Consider the following 20,160-nt stretch of genomic DNA (forward strand, 5'->3'; position numbering starts at 1 on the left):
AAGCATGCAGAGTATATACTCTGCATGCTTTTTTCATTTGCATCACTTTATGCTAAATGTTGCTGCGTCACACAGTGAATCATGCCACCATATGCAAACAGTTCATTTACATAAATGCCGACAATTCTTCTTCCCGGAAACTGCCCTTCAATGATTTGAAGCCCTAACTTGTCATGCTCATCGCCATATATAGGAACTAATACAACTTCATTTCCAATATAAAAATTTAAATATGAGCCCTTACAGTCTGCTTCTTTTACCACTTTTCTTGTCACCGGTACTGGTATGAGCTGAAATGGCTTTCCATCTATATTTCTTGCCTGTCGCAATTCTTGATAATGCTTTTCGTACGCCTCCAAAAGATATGACTCGCCTTCCCCGAAAGGATCATATTCATAAAGAATCGTATTTTCATTTACAAAACGTGCTGCCCCATCAATATGATAATCTGTATCTTCATCATAATTATCCTCACCGCGAATACCGGTTATCCATATAAAATTCGTTACTCCTAAATATTTGGTCAACTCTATTTCAATCTCTTTCTGACTTCGTGTAGGATTTCGATTCTCATTTATAATAGAAGTTTTCGCTGCCATTAAGGTCCCGTTTCCGTTCACCTCAATTCCCCCGCCCTCTATACAGACACTAGATTCAACTTTTGGAATACTATACCTTTCACTTATTTTCGTTGGTATAATAGCATCGTTTTCATACGGATATTTATCCCCCCAACCATTAAATACCCAGTGTGTTAGGCGGAGATTTCCCTCTTTATCTTTCACAAAGATCGGCCCATTATCTCTTATCCAAACATCATCCGTTTTTTCAATTAAAAAATCAATTTTATCCATATCCACTTTCGCTTCTATTAACTTCGATTGGACATGTACTTTTTCTTTCTCATCATATACAACAATATGCACAGTTTCTCCGTAATGAAGTTCCTTTGCCATCGCTACCCAAATATCATCTAGCTTAGCTCTGTAACCTTCACCTCTATGCGTTTTATTATGAGGCCATTGGAGCCATGTCCCCTCATGTTTCTCCCACTCAGCAGGCATATAAAATAAACTTTTTGTCATACCTGTTCACCCCTTCTTCGAATGTAAGTTCAGTCTAAACTTTGACATCGTGTTAAGGTCAACAGAAATATTTTCATTTTCTTGAAGCACCTTCATAAAACAACTCTTTATTTCTCCTTGTGATACACTAGTTCTCCTTGTGATACACTAGTTCTCCTTGTAAAACCGTCACCAAAACTTTCGCATTCGGAATCTTATCAGCACTCATTTTAGTAATATCTTCATCTAGTAATACCATATCAGCCGATTTCCCTACTTCAATCGAACCAGTGATATTATCAAGGCCTAATGCTTTTGCTGGCTTAATTGTATAAGCATCAATAGCTGCATATACATCAGATAAACCCTTTTCATCAATACTTAATGCATTTGAAATCGTCACAAGTGGATTCAGTTCGTTTACATCCCAATCGCTACTAAGCGATACATTTGCACCTGTTTTCCAAATTCGCCCTAACGGCATAATTCGTTTCATCTGTTGATCTGAAAAATATGTACTTGCCCAGCTTTGTTTAGGATCTTCTGCAAAATCATGACCTACTTGGAAATCAGCGCTAACACCTAATTTAGCAAAGCGTTTTATATCACTATCTTCTACCATTTCTACGTGCGTAAGCGTATAAGGCTGATTCGCTCCTTCTTTTTTCGCTGCTTCAATCGCATTTAAACTCTCTCTTACTCCACCATCCCCAATTGTGTGAATGAGTGCACCGTAACCAATTTTATTAAGCTCCGTCAACCACCATTTCATTTTTTCTTCCGGAATATAGTTCAAACCATACGGTGTTCCCTTAAACCACTCAAATTTATATTTTTCTAGTATTTTAGCTGTGCTGTTAATGCTAATTCCATCACTATACATTTTCACTTGATTAATAAGCATTCGAGATGATATATCATCACGCTTAATTTTTTTGAAATACTCCATTTGTTCTGCTTCATTTAAATTCGGATATACCCATGGACGAAGTACTACTCGCGTTGTTAGTTTTTTTTCGTCATTTACTTTATTCCAAACGTCTAACCAGCCTCGCTTCCAATAAAGACGGCCATCGCCAACTGTAGTAATACCATTCTTCGTAACCTCATTTAATCCATCCAGCAAACCTTCATAATTTTTTTCAAAGAGTTTCGGCTGGGAATTCCATGCTTTTTCCATCACCATATCTCCTGCTGTATCATAAAGAATCCCAAACGGTTCTCCTGTCTCTGGATCCCGAATGATTCTTCCGCCTTGTGGATCTTTCGTATCTTTATTTATTCCCGCTAACTCGAGTGCCTTTGAGTTAACCCATACAGAATGAGAGGTTCTTTCCATATTCTCATTCTATTTTCGTAACTAAAAAACAAATTTGTGTCACATACTCTTCTACTAAACAATCACATTCAGGCCCTTTTATATAAACTTCATATGGATGACCATCTATTATATAACCGTTCCTTTCTATCCACTCTTCTAATGCCATATAAGCATAACCTATATAGTCGTAGCTACCATAATGCATAGTAGTAACAATTTGATGCTGATTTAGCTTGTTTATTTCACATTCTTGTAATACACCTTTATTATCCTCATCCATAATCGGAATTCTTAATTCAATATCACTATGATTTGGAATATACTCTTCATCATAAAAGACTGTAGAGGGCGAACCGACTATTTGAAAGTTATTCTTTTGTATATTTTCATATAAGTCATAAAAATAATCATCCATATCCTCTATATCTATTTGTAATCTTTGAGCAATTACTGTTATTTCATTTCTCATTCCAATAAATATATCGTAATTTCTATGACAAGCAGTATTTAAAGCATGATTCATATTTACCATTTCATTCATTTCAGAAATAACCTGTAAATTTTGTTTCACCTCATGAGACAACTCTATAATTTGCGCTTGCATATGTTTAATAAATGAATCTTGATCTGATGACTGAAGAATTATTTTAATTTTCGGTAGAGGGAACTTATACTCTCTTAGCCTTTTAATTTTTAACGCTATTTCTAACTGCCCTTGCTCATAATATCTATACCCATTTTCCGGGTTCACATATGCTGGTTTTAATATATCCTCTTTGTCATAATGCCTTAACATCCGTGTACTCATTTTACAAATCCGCGAAAATTCAGTAATTGTATACATATACATACCCCTTGAATACATTTTCTTATACGCTTATTTTAAAACCAATCAAAAATCTTCCTAACTGAAAATTCTTCATTCTGATTGTGCAATCTTTTCATTTTTGAAGGTAACAAATGATCAGGACAATACCACGTTAAACAATTTATTGCGCCTCCCATTGTTGATATTTCTCCTACATGAATTTGAATAGCTTGTTTCTCCGTATATTGTTGAATATATTGTAAAACTTCCCCATCTTTAGGTAGTCCAAACTTAGGAACGTAAATCGCATCACATGTTTCTAACATATTTATATACAACCCTTTTGCCGATGCTATTTCTTGATCATATTGCCCCTTTTCTGTATATGATGACGGAACAACTATAAATTCAGCTTCTGGCATTTGCTCTTGAATAATCTCTTGAACACTATATCTAAATTCACGATCCCCAAGAAAATCACTAATAAACATTGTATGTTCATCAATAAATTTAACCATTCCGTCTGCGTGTGCAAGTACATCTCCTTCTTCAGCAGGAATAATAATAACTCGGCTCACATCTAAATCCCATTCCAGTTGCTCTATAATTTCTTCTTCCGTCCAATCATAATTATCATCAAATATGCGTTCTGTTAATATAACAGTATCTTTTTTATTCCAAATCAGATTTCCACCATCTAATATCAATGGAGATTTTACATATTCAAAGTCATTCTTTTTCAACCATTTATTAAATTGTTGATCTAAATATCGCCCTTGATCTTTCGGTAAATAATTTGGGCGATATTTAAATTTAACTAGATGACTTGTTACAACTGGCGCAACATCCCTTAGCCAAATATCATCATACTCAAAAGAGCTTGTATGAAAGCCTTGCTCCTCAACAGATAAAGATATAAGTTGATCAGTAAATGCTTTATTTTCATTTAAATATTCATTAAAATAAATTAGATCTTCATAAAATGGGCGATAATATTCATTCGATTTATCTGGTATTGCAGTAAAAATAATTCCATTATGTTTTTGTTCCATACTATTTACCTCGCTTTTTAATAATGGTTGAATAACTAATTTCACTATGTCAACTATTTACCTTTTCATAACAATGTTCGAAACGTGCACATTTCATGAATGGATTATAGCACGGAGAAATATTATATATTTATATAAAAAATATATAGCCGTGGTTGAGCGAAAAATTGACTCTTGACAGGTTTTTAAAATACAATAATAAAATTTTATATGAAAGTATGAAATTTAATAATAGAATCATACGCCCTATCATTATGAAACTAGTTAATATTATTCCTTTCAATGCCCTTGCTCCTTTTTGCGAAAAATAAAACATGACAAAATAGATAAAGGTAACAATGTACCTATTTTGTCAGAAGGTTGCTGAATTTCAATCGATTATTTCAATTGAATCGGTTGTTGCTGTGTAACACAATGAATCATGCCACCATTTTTATACAGCTCTCTCACATCAATACCAACTACTTTACGGTCTGGGTATAACTTCTGAATCGTATCATTTGCGATTTTATCATTCGGATCATTATAATTAGGCACTAACACCACTGTATTCCCAATATAATAATTGATATACGAACCTTTATAATCGAGAGCTTTTCCATTTTCTAAAGTAACTTTATCTTTACTAAGGGGTAAGTATTCATACTTATACTTCTGTCCTGAAGCATTTTTTGCATCTAACAATGCATCCATATCCTTGTTTGACAAACCCCATTCGGCTAGGTCATCTTCTTTCATCGTTACAATGGTAGATTTACCATGGAATTTAGCAAATCCATCAATATGAAAGTCAGTAATATCTAAATTAGGCACTCCGTCTAACCAAATAAAGTTTGTTACCCCAAGATCACTAATATATGTTTCAATGTCCTTTTCTGATAAATCAGGATTTCTATTTTTATTCGTCACAGCACTCCGGGTTAATAAAGCAGTCCCATTACTGTCTAATTCAATTGCACCACCTTCAAGGACAAACTTTCCCCAATCAATTCTTTCAATCCCTGATTGTTTACTAACATTCTCACGTATACGAGCATCATTTTTATAAGGAGTTTTCTTCCCCCAACCATTAAATGCTGGATCTAATATTTTGAGATTTTTATTATTGTCATAAACAAAAATTGGTCCACTATCCCTTGCCCATACATCATCAGTAGGCGAGATAAAGAAATCAATTTTATCCATATTCAGTCCTTTATCTATCAAAAGCTTATTAATGCGCTCTTTCTCCTCCTCATCGTATGCAACAATGTGGACTTTTTCACCTTCAGTTAATGCACTTGCCATCTTAATCCAAATCGGTTCCACTTCCTGCTTATACTCTTCACCATATGTAAATTCATGAGGCCATTGTAGCCATGTACCTTCATGTTTATCTTTTTCATCTGGCATCGTATATTTCCCAGCATTTTTCTGTACCTCTACTTTTTCACTCTCTTTCCCTTTAGCATTTTCATTATTCCCCTCAAAAGAGCATCCACTAATAATCGTTGTAGATAATGTAGCCATTAAGCAAAACTTTACTATTTTTTTCATTTTGTAAACCTCCTGTTCTTGTCTCCAATAATGTAAAGCTTCACATAGTGTGAAGCTCAAGCTTTTTTGTAGATGTAAAATTTAACAATTAATCTTACGCATAAATTCAATACGAACAGATGAACTTCACGCAGCAACTTTCCTATATTTAACATACATATCATTTAACTTCCTATATAAAATTATTCTAATAATCCCTCTTCATAGTTACTTCTTCATTGAAATTTCCCAAATAAAAAATCGGTATTGATAATTACATATCAATACCGATTTACAAATTATTATTTTCCTTCTATTAAATCATTCGCCATTTTCCTAAACTCCTGATTAAACGTATCATTCATATCATTTTGTACGTTAGAGAATAATATTACAAACGTTCGTTTATCCCGGTTAAAATTATTAAATGTATTCCAACCAGCTAATACACCATGATTATGATAATAATCTGGATTAGTATAGAAACTAAATCCATATTTTCTTACAGGTGATGCAGTAAACATATCTAATACACTTTGTTTAGACAGCAGTTTTCCATCCATAATAGCCTCATCTAATCTTTTCATATCTTCAACAGTCGTATACATTTCACCACACCCATACAACCAATTCATTTTTAAGCGGGGTGCAGCTATTAACTCATTATCTTTTTTCGTATAACCTTCTGCTAAGAAAATATCTTCAGGAAGGGTAGCCCCCATTCCTGATTCATGCATTTCAACAGGCGTAAAAATATTTTCTTTCACATATTCAGCGAGCGGTTTATTCGATATCTTTTCTACAATATACGCAAGCACCATATAATTATAATCTGTATATTTCCACCCAGTCCCTGCAGGAAATTGCAATTTTTGTGCACCAATCCACGTTACTAACTTTAATCGTGACGCCGCATCAACCCTACCTTGTCCCTGATCTGGCAACCCAGACGTATGTGTTAACAAATTTCGTAACGTAATGTTTTTATCTGCCGGAAATGAAGAAATATACTTATTTACATTGTCTTCAATGTTTAATTTCCCTTTTTCTTTTAGTTGCATAATAGATATTGCAACTACTGTTTTCGTAATAGAACCAATACGATATTTCGTTCTTGGCGTCGTGACTACTTTATCTTTCACATTCGCATACCCATAACCTTTTCGTAAAATCACATGATCTTTACTAGCTACAAGAACACTCCCATTAAATCCTTTTTCTTTTAAATATTGATCTAGTTTTCCAGCTACAACTTCATAGCGCTTTTTTTCATTTGCATCAACTTCTTGCATACCGTCCTTTTGCTTACTATTTAAATTAGAAAATGCCTTTATATCATATTTCTTACCTTTATTTACATGTATTAGTGCAACGACACTCCCACAAAAAATAGCAAAAATAAAGAAAACAATTAACCATTTCTTTAGCATAATAGGAACCCTCTTTTATCTAGTTTCACTTAACGCGCATCCATTCTATTCTATATCTGTTAATTTTCAAATACTTTATATTATTATATTCACCTATTTAAACTAGATTCCTTTTTCTCATATTCAGTTTTTGGCTACTCTCTATTGTATTTCTTTCTTGCAAAATTTCCACCTTACAATCGGATACACCCTACTATAATTTCAACAGCTTATGTAACATTTGTTACACATAATAAGAAATGGAGTTGTTACGATGAAAAATACCGATAAACACAATCGTTTAAATGATATGATGTTCCATTACAGAGTAACAAAAAATAACATAGTTTTAATTGAATATTACGGAAAACAAATTAAAATATTAAAAGGAAATGATGCTGAAAAATTTTTAAACAAAATAAATCATGCACATAACGATACAGAAAAACAACTCATTATGGCTAAAGTAACAGGTAATTTCAAAAGAGGCAATGAACGTCATTGAAAACAAATCTCATTTATTTTTTGATTATACAACATATAAAAAAGAAATGTCGCACATTCGGCATTTCTTTAGATTTTCTTCATATAAAATTTACATTACTAACTTTCTTTTATTTTTTGTTTTTACTATATAAACTCACTGCCGAGATACATAGTAATACCACTATACATAACCACGCATACGTATAGCCTTTTTCATCTACAATATAACCAAATAAAACAGGTGCAACAATAATCGCAATTTGATTGAATGTCAGTGCCAAACTAACTGTTATTCCAACACGTTCTTCACTTGCCAATTCAGCAACTTCGACGATAAAAAGACTAAACCATCCAATTGAAAAGAAGCCTAACAATGCACTTATACCATATAATACTCCACTCGTTACTGTATGTATGCACATTACTAACAATAGAATCAAACCGATAGAAGCGCAGACAGCTATAAATAAAGGTATGTGCCGATTCCCCTTATAAAACAAATCACTAATAGCTGCTAATATAACACGGCCAATCATTCGAGAAAAAAACATAACCGAAAATATTGTTCCGGCTACAATAGATGGAATTGATTGTTCCCTTACTAGAAATTTCATAAAGTGCCCAACTAACACCATTTGCAATGAAATCATGCAAATCCCCGTTATATAAATTGGATACAACTCTTTTTTGCATATCACTACTTTTAGCTGCGTCCAAAAAGAAATTTTAATATGTTCTTTCCTTACTTCCTCCTGAGCATATGGCTCTTTATAAAACATAAAAAATAATAAACCTCCAATTATACAAATGCATGCCATACTATTTATCGCGTAAGTCACATTATATTGTATCGTAAGAAAAGGGATTAACACTCCCGCTAACGCACCACCAATCGGTATACCAGCTTGCCTTATTCCCATCGCTAATCCACGATTTTCTTTTGAGAACCATTTTAAAATCACTTTACTTCCTCCTGGCTGGGAAACACTATAAAACATTCCTACTAATAAAAGTACAAATAACAGTCCATTAAATCCACTTACTATATTGGTTAGTAAAAGCGAACCTCCTAGCAAAAATGAACTGATAGAAATTAACAACTTTTCATTATATTGATCAAGTAGCCGCCCAACAAAAAGCATACAAAATAATGGTCCAACATTTACAACACTTACTAACAATCCACTCTCCATATTCGTAAGCTCATATTCTTCTTTCCAAAATAACGCCAAAACTCCAACACCATACGTTATAAGTGTCGCTGTTGTTTGAGCAATCGTCGCAACAATTAACATCATCCACTTATAAGTACTTTTCATCCTTTCTTCGATTAACACAATCATCCCTCCACTCACTTCCATTGTATGAAAGTTCTGATATCATATAAAATAAAGATTCATCATATAATCCATCAAAAAAATTGATACCTTTTCGGAGGGATGATACGTGGACATAAAAGATTTAACTGTATTTTACGAAGTTGCGAAGGAAAATAATATTTCTCACGCAGCTAAAAATTTGAACTATGTACAATCAGGCGTAACAATGCGTATGAAACAACTAGAAAATGAATTAGGCGTGCCTTTATTTTACCGTAACGGAAAAGGTGTAACTTTAACTTCTAACGGTGAGATTTTATTAACATACGCTAAACAAATTATCCACTTAATGGATCAATCTATAAAAGCGGTTCAAAGTAATGGAATCGAGCCTAAAGGCACTTTGAAAATTGGGTGTACAGAATCTACAACTGCGGTAAGGCTGCCATCTATATTAACTGCCTATTATGAGAAATATCCAAAAGTCGAATTAATTTTAGAAACAAATACGACCGAACAACTAATTAGGCTTGTGTTAGAACGAAAACTAGACGGAGCGTTTATAGCTGGCTCTACTCCGCACGGTGAACTTCATACAAGTGTATTTCGTGAAGAAGAATTAGTTCTCATTAGTAAAAAACCTTTACCCTCTCTTACAGACATAGAAAATATGAATTTACTCGCTTTTAGTCACGGTTGCTATTATAGAAGTTTATTAGAAGACTGGCTTCAAGAAGAAGACATCTCGCCTAAACGAATATTAGAGTTCGGAACAATTGAAGCGATACTCGCATGTGTAAAATCAAATATGGGCGTAGCAATTATGATGAAATCTATTTTAAGTGGTCATGCACATAACTTATCATTCAATCCTTTACCAAATAGATTCAAAAAAGTTCCTACTACTTTTATTACTAGAAAAGATCTATATCACTCAGCTGCATTACAAAAATTTATGGAGATGATTTAACAATGCGTGAAAAGAAAATACGTGGTATGAAGCGTAAAACTAACACGATGATAAAGCGAATTGAAGAACATACAAAAACGTTCCCTTCTGCTTTCTATAACGATGAATATTGGTATATGCCTTTACCAGTTTCCCAAGCTTTTATCAATTCGTGTAAAACACCTAGAAAAGTAAAACGATTGTGTATACAAACCTTATTAAATCAAGCACAGCATTTAATAAAAATAAAGCCGAGTGATACACATACATATCGAGTTGTTACTTTGATTTCTATAGAGAATTTATGGGACTCACAAATCATTGTATTTAAAAATGAGGGTTACTTTCATAATTTCTTTAATAGAAATAGTGAATTCCAAAAATGGATTCTTCTTTCAAATGAATCTGATTTTTGGGAAGCATGGAGAATTTCAATTTGTCCTACTGTCCAAATGTTACACTTTCAAGAAGTCATTTATGATGAGGATGCAATCTATGAAAAAGAGATTTGGTTTGTTGGAGAGTTATCTTAAAAGGGGAACTTTCAAATAAAAAGCTTCTCTTTTTCTACTTAATAAAATCGCTATATAATGAATTTATCATTTTACTATATAGGAGGTTTTCAAATGGTAATCCCTAAATATCCTGATGTCCCTACTCTTACGAAAAAACAAATCGATCAAATTACAGAAATCACTTTTCTAAAAGAAACCACACCACAAAAATGTGATGCCATTTTCGTTTTTGGCGGTTCTCATCCTGGCAATTGGCAAGCCCCTCTAAAAGCTTATCAACAAGGCTTAGGAAACCAAATTATCGTTACAGGCGGTACTAGTTTGCATGGCATGAAACATCCGATCTGGAATTACGGGGATTTATCAGAAGCAGAAGTAATTGTAAATAAATTAATGGAACATGGCGTACCAAAAGACGTTATTATATTCGAGACAAACTCCCTCCATTCTATCGCTAATGTAATGGAAGCGAAAAAGATTTTTGATTTCACAAAGATTAATCGATTACTCTTTGTATGTAAAAGTTTAGGAGCTGGTCGACAATATAGAGTATTAAAAAAACATTTACCTAAAACAATTACTTGTATCCCATATACATTTGATACAAATTTCGATGGTGAGTTTATAATTAATAGATATAATTGGATGGAAAATAAGAAAAGCCGCTCTATGATTTTTGGAGAATACTTGAGAAATGTTTGCTACGGTAGAAAAGGCGGCATTGAGCCACCTGAAAAAGAAGTTCAAGGCTTAGAAGAATATGTATCCTACTACTATAATCTAGCATAATAGAAAAAGGTATACCACAACGTCGGTATACCTTTTATGCTATCTTACTTATCTTTCTTTTAACACACTATGTAATCGATCTGGATAATTTGTAAACATTCCTGTAGCACCCCATTTAATTAACAATCTCATATCTGGTTTCTCGTTAATTGTATACGGGTGAATTAACAGTCCATTTTTCCTAGCCATTTTCATATATGACTCATCAATAATTAATTCTCCGTTATCATTACGTAAGTTCGGTCCAATACCAACTGCATATTTTTTAATTTCTTGAAAATCATCATTCGTTACACTTTTCGGTTCATGTGTAATACCAGACCATTCAACAATCTCATTGTTTTCATTTGGATAATACCAAAGCAGTTGAACTAACGGAATATTTTTATTCATACTATGAATCTTTGTTAAACTGTCTTTACTAAATGATTGAATCATAACACGGCTAGAAGACATGTTTTGACCTACTAAATTATATTTTTTTAATAAAGCTAATAATTTCTCTTCCATTCCTGGATACACATCTGGTGATTTTGTTTCAATGTAATACTTCATGCTTCTTCCGTACTTTTGGAAGATTTCTTCAAGAGTCGGAACCTTTTGACCAACGTACTCTTGCTTAGCCTTTTCTGGATAAGCTTTATTGAACCAAGATCCTGCATCTAAGCTTTTTATTTCACTTAATGTTTTATCTCGTACTTCACCTGTTCCATTTGTAGTGCGATCAACTGCTGTATCATGCATTGCAATTAATTGGCCATCCTTAGTTAATTGAATATCTAACTCCAAATAATCCGCTTTCATTTTTTTCACAAGATCATAAGAAGCAAAAGTATGCTCAGGTGCATGTCCACTTGCTCCGCGATGTGCAATATTTAAAAACTTATTCGTATTCCACTCATGCTTTCCTTCTGCTTTCGCATGAACAGCTCCCCCAGCAAAGATACTTCCCGTCATAAAGAAAATAACTAACACGCTAATAATTTTTCTCATCCTTCTAACCCTTCCTACGTTGTAAATTTCAACAAGTTAATGAGATTTACACGAAATAGAAGATATATTTTCATTATTTTTATAAGCTTATATTAAAATTTCAGTCTTACGAATATACTTTCCTTATGTTATTGATATAGAAAACTATTTATTTTCTATACCCCTCCTTTCCACATGTAACTTCCCTATTGTGTACGGTTCATCCAATAAAAAAAGCCATAATTTATTTAGAGGACACTTCTGTACCCCTAAATAAATTTATGGCTTATCTCAAATATCTCCGGCCTCGATTAACTTGTCGAAATTAATCATACCAAACCTATTAAAATTTGTGAATATTATTTTTTCAGTACGGTAAAGCTTTAATCAGTATAAGTTATATATCTATCTTATACTAATTAGTATTTGAACACATCGAATTTTCTGTACAGCCTAATTCCTATCTAACTTCTTTAATTTCCATTCATACAAGATAAAATTCTATTGTCATTTGACGTGATATTTACGTAAATCTAGGTTTTACTTAATTACAAATTCTTAATTTCGTATATCCTTTCTTGCAAGTTTAGGTTTCTTTTGAGAATGTGGTATATTTACATGTCCCGAAGCAGCCACGGATTGTCTCCTTTCCTTCCTTGACAATTTAGGTTTCTTTTGAGAATGTAATTCTTTTAAATGTCCCGAAGTAATACCTTGTTTTCTAAAATCAAAGTAAAAATATACATGTGTACTTAGAGCTAAGAACACAACGGAAAAAAATGAGAAGAGAATGATTAATAAAATAGCCATAGCCTTTTGGCTCAAAATTCCAATACTAATTTGACCAATCATATAACCTAAACTTGAAAAAAATACAATTTTAGGGATTTTTACATCTTGATCCGTTGTCCCTCTTAAGCGGGCTGTAAAATATTTAATCCAGAATAATTCAGATTTATAAACAATTAAACTATATGCAATAAGCGATAAAATAAAAAATAAAGGCGACTCTATTTTTACGAATTCGTAAGCTAACTTTTGCACAGCTATAAAACTACAAAATGAAATACTTAATGAAACAAATCCAGAATATAGTAAATGTTGCAACTGAGACTGCCGGGGCTTATAAATGGAAACCCAAATCCCCCATAGATTACATATCACATAAAATGGTAAGGCTACGTAGGAGTATATATTGAACGGTGGAAATATGAATAAAATGATAAGTAGCATAAAATTCATGATAACCCACATAAAGGCCCCTACTACATTCCTTATATCAAATGGTATTAATATTCGTATACAATTCACTATGTTGTTGCCATTATATTTGTCCATTATGCATCCCATCCATTTCCTTCCTCTTCAAATCAACATATACCCATATATATACTCCAGATATACTAAGCACAACAGCAAATAAAGAAAAGACTAAAATTAAGACCGTCGCTAAACCGTTTTGTGATAATGTACCTATACATATTTGTCCAATTACATATCCCAATCCTGATAAATAAACAATTGGAGAAATTTTTATATTTTCATTTTCTTCATTGTTTAATCGCCTTAAAAAACTTTTCATTCCAATTGAAATCAATTTATAGATTGTAAGAATGTAAAGCAGAAAAGTAACAATAAAAAACAGAGGTGTTTCAATTTTAATAAAAGTATATGCAATCTTTTGAATCACTATAAAGCTTCCAAAAGAAAAAGTTATTCCCATAAATCCATTATATAAAATGTGTACCAACCTTGGCTCATTTGGTTTATAAAAAAATACCCATCCCCCCCATATATTAGCAGTCAAAAGAAAAGGTAAAATTATATATAAGTATATAGTAAAGGTTGGAGGAAATAAAAATGGGGTTAAAATCATAAAATTAATAACTACCCACACCATAACAACACTCGATCTTACACTGTCAGGCATCAATTTCTGAATAATTTGTTCCGTGCTCTTTCCGTGGTATTTTTCCATATTAATCTCCCAAAAACTAAAAAATTTTATCTAAAGCTACTCCGATTCCAGTTTTAACTTTATCTTTTATCGAATCCTGTTTACCATCATGATTCCAATCACCTTTATTAAACTTAATTCCATCTGTTACTATACTAGCTCCTATAGAAACACCCAAGCCAATACAAGCCCCAGCAACAGTTCCTACAGCTGCGCCTACTTTGGCTCCCGCAAAGGCACTTACAGCAGTTGTACCAACCCCAATTGCTGCATAGCCTAAAGCACTTGTTTTTAATTTTAATCAATCTTTAAGAAATTCTTTTGGTGATAAAATATGTCTTTTTACATCGTCTATTTGCTTTACTTCGGCTAGAGGTAATGTAGTATGTAATCTCTAGGAAATATAATACAATAAAAAAATGATTCAATCTAGTAATTGCCAACACTTATATCTAAAAACTAAAAAAATTCTAATAACAACAAAAAGAAAGAGAATTAATTTACATATATTTTTATAATAATAATGTCTCTTCACTACACAATCTTTATTTTTTAAGCTAAAAAAAGAAGTATCGTCCTATAAAAGACAATACTTCCTTAGTTACTTAAAAATCACATAATAAATTAACCATTACCTCTTCAAGCACTACATCTAGATTTACTACCTCTTTTTCCGAACGCCATCCTATAAAGCCATCTGGTCTAATTAATACAGCTCCTCCATTCTCTATCCCATATAATTTACTAAAAATATCTTCTTGAGCAATAAAGTCTCCACTTAAACCAACGCGATACACTTTTATATTTACTCCTAATTTAGCTGAAACAGTATGTGCTGATTCAGCCCAAGAACCATTTTCTGCTCCAGTAAATAAAACAAAATCGTTACCTAATAAATCAAGTACAGAGACTTCTTTCCCCTCATACATTCCAACAAAATGTGGTGCCCGCGTACCAGGTCTTCCGTTCAACTGTACAATATCCATTCTATGCGGGGTAACTAAGTCATCTATAATCGCCTCTGAACAATACTGATATCCAACTGTAACAGCTAAACCGTCCATATTATTTAAACTACCTTCTTCTCTATTCGCCGCATGAAACAGTAAACTACTCGCATAATCTGTCGTTAATTTTGCAACAGGACATCTCTCTTCATGATATGTTTCTAACAATTTTGGTTTTGCCTTCCCTTTTAAAACAGCCGCTAATTTCCAAGCTAGATTGTGCGCATCTTGTATTCCTGTATTTGAACCAAATCCTCCAGTTGGCGGCATAATATGGGCAGAATCACCAACTAAAAAAATGCGATTATCTTGAAATTTTGTAGCAGTACTTTCAGTCGCTTCCCACGGTAAAACACTTACTATTTCTGGCTCAACATTTGTGCTTCCAATTGCGGTTTGAATAATTTGTTTACAGCGTTCTATAGTGAAATCCTCTGGTCCCTCTCCTTTTAATGGATCGTAGGATACATGGTAAATCCATTTTCTTTCGTTATCAACTGGTATAAGCGCACCAAGTACTTCCGGATGAAGTACCATAGTAAAACCAAATGCATCTCCTTGTATAAACACACTTAAATCCGCTTCAAAATAAATATTCATATAATAGCCACCGATTGTACCTCGTCCCTCAGTACTTATCCCTAGTTGCTCACGTATTTTACTATTCGCTCCATCTGCTGCAATTACATAGTCACAATGTATGACACTTTCTTTTTCTGTTTCACGATTTCGAATCGTTGCTTTTACCCCGTTTTCATTTTGTTCAAATGAAACTAATTCATGATAAAAAGATAGTTGCCCGCCTAGCGTTTTCGCTTCTTGTAACATCATCTCTTCTAAAATTATTTGATAACACGCAGTTTGTTTTGATGGACTAATCTTTTCTATTTTTTGAAGTAACTCTTCATCGCTTCCGTATTGCGTCGCTCTCATTTGTTCCAATTCTTCTTTATTCGCCTCAGCTATTGTATGAACTACTATTCTTCCTCGGCAGTTCTCTAATGCTTTACCTTCCAATTTAATTCTTTGTTCCAAACCTAATTCTCGAAATAACTCCATTGTACGGAAAGTAAGACCGCCTGCTTTCGGATGAATGGCAGTAGACGGATGCCTTTCAATAAGTAAGTACTCCATGTTATGTTTTGCAAGGAATAGCGCAGATGCTAATCCTGATAATCCTCCTCCAACAATTAAAACTGGTACATCATTCGATTTCATAAATTTACCCTCCACATCATTGTTCTGAGCTCAGTGATATAAATATAATCAAAAAAAACATTAAAATATAGACTTATATTTCATTTTGAATTATCATATAGATAGATTACGCCCCAAAACACTTTTATATTTTCATACATCTATAACCCACCTAAATTGTGTCTGTATGAAAATGTAAAACAAAAGAACTTACTTTACGTTGAACCATGTTCTATCGTAAAAATCAACGATAATACAAATATTATAAGCTGTTGTAACCTTATGGATTATATAAGGTTACAACAGCTTATTTTATTGTTACATCATTTTTTGTTTTTAAAACTTCATCTATTGTGTTATGTAGTCCTTCTAATCCCTTTTCTATCTCCCTATAATTTTCAACATAAAAAATTCATTCGTCTCGATTTTCTTTCCCAATATTGCAGCTCATACAACAATCATGTAGCATTATCGTATCGAAGTAATGGTCCATCATCTTAAACCTTTCGACTAATTAGCAGGAGGTAAAGTGATTGAAATGAATAAACAAGAACAATTAAATATTATAAAAAGAGATTTTATTGATTCACAAAAAGTGTTATTGGCAATTGGTGATGAAACACGGCAAGCTATTTTGTTAGTTCTAATGGAAACAGAATGTCAAACCGGATTACGTGTAGGCGAAATTACGAAACAAACACATCTTTCTCGACCAGCAGTATCACATCACCTTAGAATTTTACGAGAAGCCGGTATTATTTTAATGCGAAAAGAAGGTACAAAAAACTTTTATTATATTGATATACGTACAAAATTAAGTTTATTAAAAAATCTTGTATTAGATATTGAAAAGCTATTGCACAACTTTTATCCCACTTTAACGGGCAGTAAGACCCCCACCTCAGAATTCAGCGAAAGCAAAGAATTTAGATAGGGGATCAACTGCCCATAAAAGTCCGATTGGTGAGGGCTAATAATCAGTGGGGGATGGAGAATCCCCCACTGATTAAAGTTTCACTTTATTGAAATTTGGAGGTATAAGAAATGAAAGCGATGATAATTGATAAGTACGGAAAAGTTCCAATGCGTATGGCCGAGGTACCTACTCCTGAAATAAATGAGTATGAATTGCTCGCAGAAATTCATGCAGCTAGTATTAACCCAATTGATTTTAAAATACGTGATGGAAAAGTTAAAATGTTACTGAAATATGAAATGCCTCTAATCCTTGGGAATGACTTTTCCGGTGTCATCACGAAGGTTGGATCAAAAGTAACTCGTTTTAAAGTCGGTGATGAAATATATGCTCGTCCAAGAAAAAATAAGATTGGTACTTTCGCGGAGTATATAGCCATTCATGAAGATGATATAGCTTTAAAACCAAAAAATTTAAGTTTTGAGGAAGCGGCGTCGATTCCACTCGTTGGCTTAACATCTTATCAAGCTTTACATGACATCATGCAATTACAAAAAGGACAGAAGATTTTAATTCACGCTGGATCTGGTGGTGTTGGTACTTTCGCAATTCAGTTAGCAAAAATAATGGGTGCTACTGTTACAACGACTGCTAGTGAAGCTGGTGCGAATTTAGTAAAATCTCTTGGCGCAGATGAAATTATTAATTACAAAACAGAAAAATTTGAAGATATACTAAAAGATTATGATGCAGTATTTGATACAATCGGCGGTACAACACTTGAAAAATCATTCAACATTATAAAAAGCGGCGGCAACATTGTTTCCGTTTCAGGTATGCCGAATGCTCGATTCGGTAAAGAATTCGGTTCGGGATTTTTCAAAACACTCTTATTTTCATTAGCAAGTAAAAAACTTACTGCACTTGAAAAAAAGCATAATGCTCGATATTCATTTTTATTTATGAAGCCAAGCGGCGATCAATTACGCACTATTGCAAACTATATTGAAGCTGGCAAAATCAAACCGGTAATCGATCGCGTTTTCCCTTTTGAAGATGCTCAAAAAGCAATGGAATATTCAGAGGCTGGAAGAGCAAAAGGGAAAATAATTGTAAAAATTAAGTAATAATAAAAACTCCATTTTTTAAAATGGAGTTTTTATATTTGCTGTTAAATAGACATAGTGCAGTGAAGTCCTTACAATAGATTGCAAGGGGAAATATCATATTATACTTTTAGCTAATTTTACAAAGAATACATACATACAAATACATAATAAAAAAATAAACAAGGAGGAGATAAAATGACTAAAAATAATGAAGCAGGTTGGAATTTAGATAATAGTTATGCGACTTTACCACATTCATTTTATACAGAAATCCCCCCTACTCCCGTAAGTTCACCGGAGTTAGTTAAGCTAAACCATTCACTTGCGATATCTCTTGGCTTTAATCCTGAAGAACTGAAGAAAGAAGCCGAAATCGCTATTTTCGCCGGTAATGCTCTCCCAGAAGACGCTCATCCATTAGCTCAAGCATATGCTGGTCATCAATTCGGACATTTTAATATGTTAGGCGACGGTCGTGCTCTTTTAATTGGCGAACAAATTACACCTTCAGGAAAACGTTTTGACATTCAACTAAAAGGTTCTGGCCCTACTCCGTATTCACGCCGCGGTGATGGTCGTGCTGCACTCGGTCCGATGCTACGTGAATATATTATTAGCGAAGCAATGTATGCACTTGATATCCCAACTACCCGCAGTTTAGCAGTTGTCACAACTGGTGAACCAACCTATCGTCAAACAAAGTTACCTGGAGCTATTTTGACTAGAGTAGCAAGTAGCCATATACGCGTCGGCACATTTCAATATGCTGCAGCTCGCGGCTCAATCGAGGATCTTCAATCGCTAGCTGACTATACAATAAAAAGACATTACCCAGAAATTGAAGATCATGAAAACCGATATACTGCATTGCTACAAGAAGTCATCAAAAAACAAGCAAGCCTCATCGCTAAATGGCAACTTGTTGGATTTATCCACGGTGTAATGAACACTGACAATATAACAATTAGTGGAGAAACGATTGATTACGGCCCTTGTGCATTTATGGATAATTACGACCAAGGAACCGTATTTAGCTCTATTGATACACAAGGTCGCTACGCATATGGAAATCAGCCATATATGGCCGCATGGGACCTCGCGCGACTAGCTGAATCTTTAATACCAATCCTACACGAAGATGAAGAAGAAGCATTAAAGATTGCTCAAGATGAAATTTCAAAATTTAGCGTACAGTATGAAAAACAGTGGTTCCTTGGAATGAAAAAGAAATTAGGACTATTTAGCAACGAAGAACAAGATCACTCACTTATTGAGCAACTTTTAAAAATGATGGAGAAATATAAAGCGGATTACACAAATACATTCCGTTCATTAACTCTTGATACGTTAGAAAATACGCCTCTATTCGATAGCCCTGAATTTAAAGAATGGTATAAACTGTGGCAATCTCGATTAGAAAAACAAGAAGAATCGAAAGAAAATGCCTACGAAATGATGCAAAATAATAATCCATCAATCATCCCAAGAAACCATCGCGTAGAAGAAGCACTAGAAGCAGCTGTCACAAATGGCGACTATAGCGTAATGGAGAAACTTCTTGAGGCTCTATCAAATCCTTATGCGTATTCTACAGATCAAGAAGAATACTGCGTTCCACCTACGCCGACGAATCGCCCTTATCGTACTTTTTGTGGGACTTGATTGTTTAATATGTAAAAAGGTGTGTTCATACAAATTGTGTGAACACACCTTTTTTATACTATCTCCTCTGCTCTTTCTTTACTCCAAAAACAAACTCCACTCCATTTCAATGA

At 33.5% G+C, this 20,160-nt stretch carries 17 protein-coding genes and 2 pseudogenes; 7 read left to right on the forward strand and 12 right to left on the reverse strand.

Going from position 1 to position 20,160, the window contains the following annotated elements; genetic code table 11:
* Window positions 1–47: 47 nt before the first annotated feature.
* From JDS82_RS10225 to JDS82_RS10250, 6 genes and pseudogenes are all read right to left on the reverse strand, one after another.
* Window positions 48–1,085 (reverse strand): agmatine deiminase family protein, encoded by a 1,038-nt coding sequence (locus JDS82_RS10225; RefSeq protein ID WP_016135082.1) that lies wholly within the window; start codon window positions 1,083–1,085, stop codon window positions 48–50.
* A gap of 127 nt (window positions 1,086–1,212) precedes the next feature.
* A pseudogene (locus tag JDS82_RS10230) lies at window positions 1,213–2,403 on the reverse strand (amidohydrolase); the annotation flags it as partial.
* A 4-nt stretch (window positions 2,404–2,407) separates the two neighbouring features.
* On the reverse strand, window positions 2,408–3,229 hold the full coding sequence (locus tag JDS82_RS10235) for a MerR family transcriptional regulator (RefSeq protein WP_199713188.1): 822 nt from the start codon (window positions 3,227–3,229) through the stop codon (window positions 2,408–2,410).
* A 38-nt stretch (window positions 3,230–3,267) separates the two neighbouring features.
* Window positions 3,268–4,245, reverse strand: a complete 978-nt coding sequence (locus JDS82_RS10240; RefSeq protein ID WP_199713189.1) for an agmatine deiminase family protein — start codon at window positions 4,243–4,245, stop codon at window positions 3,268–3,270.
* Window positions 4,246–4,623: 378 nt separating this feature from the next.
* On the reverse strand, window positions 4,624–5,781 hold the full coding sequence (locus JDS82_RS10245; protein ID WP_064471150.1) for an agmatine deiminase family protein: 1,158 nt from the start codon (window positions 5,779–5,781) through the stop codon (window positions 4,624–4,626).
* A 281-nt stretch (window positions 5,782–6,062) separates the two neighbouring features.
* A complete protein-coding gene (locus JDS82_RS10250) occupies window positions 6,063–7,190 on the reverse strand; it encodes a serine hydrolase domain-containing protein (RefSeq protein WP_000915182.1) in 1,128 nt (375 codons plus the stop codon).
* Window positions 7,191–7,443: 253 nt separating this feature from the next.
* Here JDS82_RS10250 and JDS82_RS10255 point away from each other — a divergent pair, with 253 nt between their 5' ends.
* Window positions 7,444–7,674 (forward strand): hypothetical protein, encoded by a 231-nt coding sequence (locus JDS82_RS10255; RefSeq protein WP_064056690.1) that lies wholly within the window; start codon window positions 7,444–7,446, stop codon window positions 7,672–7,674.
* A 109-nt stretch (window positions 7,675–7,783) separates the two neighbouring features.
* Here JDS82_RS10255 and JDS82_RS10260 read toward each other — a convergent pair whose 3' ends face one another.
* Entirely contained in the window at window positions 7,784–9,016 is a 1,233-nt protein-coding gene (locus JDS82_RS10260) for an MFS transporter (RefSeq protein WP_199713190.1), read from the reverse strand.
* 85 nt (window positions 9,017–9,101) lie between these two features.
* On the opposite strand from JDS82_RS10260, the gene JDS82_RS10265 reads away from it, so the two are divergent.
* From JDS82_RS10265 to JDS82_RS10275, 3 genes are all read left to right on the forward strand, one after another.
* Complete coding sequence (locus JDS82_RS10265) at window positions 9,102–9,944, forward strand: LysR substrate-binding domain-containing protein (protein ID WP_199713191.1); 843 nt, start codon at window positions 9,102–9,104, stop codon at window positions 9,942–9,944.
* A gap of 2 nt (window positions 9,945–9,946) precedes the next feature.
* Complete coding sequence (locus tag JDS82_RS10270; protein ID WP_199713192.1) at window positions 9,947–10,456, forward strand: DUF3916 domain-containing protein; 510 nt, start codon at window positions 9,947–9,949, stop codon at window positions 10,454–10,456.
* A gap of 93 nt (window positions 10,457–10,549) precedes the next feature.
* Window positions 10,550–11,227 carry a YdcF family protein gene (locus tag JDS82_RS10275; protein WP_199713193.1) on the forward strand — a complete coding sequence of 226 codons (678 nt, stop codon included), beginning with the start codon at window positions 10,550–10,552 and terminating at the stop codon, window positions 11,225–11,227.
* A gap of 48 nt (window positions 11,228–11,275) precedes the next feature.
* Here JDS82_RS10275 and JDS82_RS10280 read toward each other — a convergent pair whose 3' ends face one another.
* From JDS82_RS10280 to JDS82_RS10300, 5 genes and pseudogenes are all read right to left on the reverse strand, one after another.
* Window positions 11,276–12,220 carry a glycerophosphodiester phosphodiesterase gene (locus JDS82_RS10280; RefSeq protein WP_199713194.1) on the reverse strand — a complete coding sequence of 315 codons (945 nt, stop codon included), beginning with the start codon at window positions 12,218–12,220 and terminating at the stop codon, window positions 11,276–11,278.
* 537 nt (window positions 12,221–12,757) lie between these two features.
* Window positions 12,758–13,549: a hypothetical protein gene (locus JDS82_RS10285; protein ID WP_000501776.1), complete on the reverse strand. Its 792-nt coding sequence runs from the start codon at window positions 13,547–13,549 to the stop codon at window positions 12,758–12,760.
* The gene (locus JDS82_RS10290) at window positions 13,524–14,177 is read right to left on the reverse strand and encodes a hypothetical protein (RefSeq protein ID WP_064471145.1); all 654 of its coding nucleotides are present in this window, start codon (window positions 14,175–14,177) and stop codon (window positions 13,524–13,526) included. Before JDS82_RS10290 ends, JDS82_RS10285 begins: the two co-directional genes overlap by 26 nt.
* A gap of 16 nt (window positions 14,178–14,193) precedes the next feature.
* Window positions 14,194–14,541 (reverse strand): annotated as a pseudogene (locus tag JDS82_RS30165) (WXG100 family type VII secretion target); the annotation flags it as partial.
* A gap of 220 nt (window positions 14,542–14,761) precedes the next feature.
* On the reverse strand, window positions 14,762–16,381 hold the full coding sequence (locus JDS82_RS10300) for an FAD-dependent oxidoreductase (RefSeq protein WP_199713195.1): 1,620 nt from the start codon (window positions 16,379–16,381) through the stop codon (window positions 14,762–14,764).
* A gap of 508 nt (window positions 16,382–16,889) precedes the next feature.
* Between JDS82_RS10300 and JDS82_RS10305 the strand changes: the two genes are divergently transcribed.
* The 3 genes from JDS82_RS10305 (at window position 16,890) to JDS82_RS10315 (ending at window position 20,047) form a co-directional block, all read left to right on the forward strand.
* The gene (locus JDS82_RS10305; RefSeq protein ID WP_048550281.1) at window positions 16,890–17,294 is read left to right on the forward strand and encodes an ArsR/SmtB family transcription factor; all 405 of its coding nucleotides are present in this window, start codon (window positions 16,890–16,892) and stop codon (window positions 17,292–17,294) included.
* A 110-nt stretch (window positions 17,295–17,404) separates the two neighbouring features.
* Window positions 17,405–18,403, forward strand: a complete 999-nt coding sequence (locus JDS82_RS10310; RefSeq protein ID WP_199713196.1) for an NADP-dependent oxidoreductase — start codon at window positions 17,405–17,407, stop codon at window positions 18,401–18,403.
* Window positions 18,404–18,580: 177 nt separating this feature from the next.
* Complete coding sequence (locus JDS82_RS10315; protein WP_199713197.1) at window positions 18,581–20,047, forward strand: protein adenylyltransferase SelO; 1,467 nt, start codon at window positions 18,581–18,583, stop codon at window positions 20,045–20,047.
* Window positions 20,048–20,160: the final 113 nt, after the last annotated feature.

This window comes from Bacillus cereus group sp. N14, from assembly GCF_016483555.1.
GTDB classification, from domain to species: domain Bacteria; phylum Bacillota; class Bacilli; order Bacillales; family Bacillaceae_G; genus Bacillus_A; species Bacillus_A wiedmannii.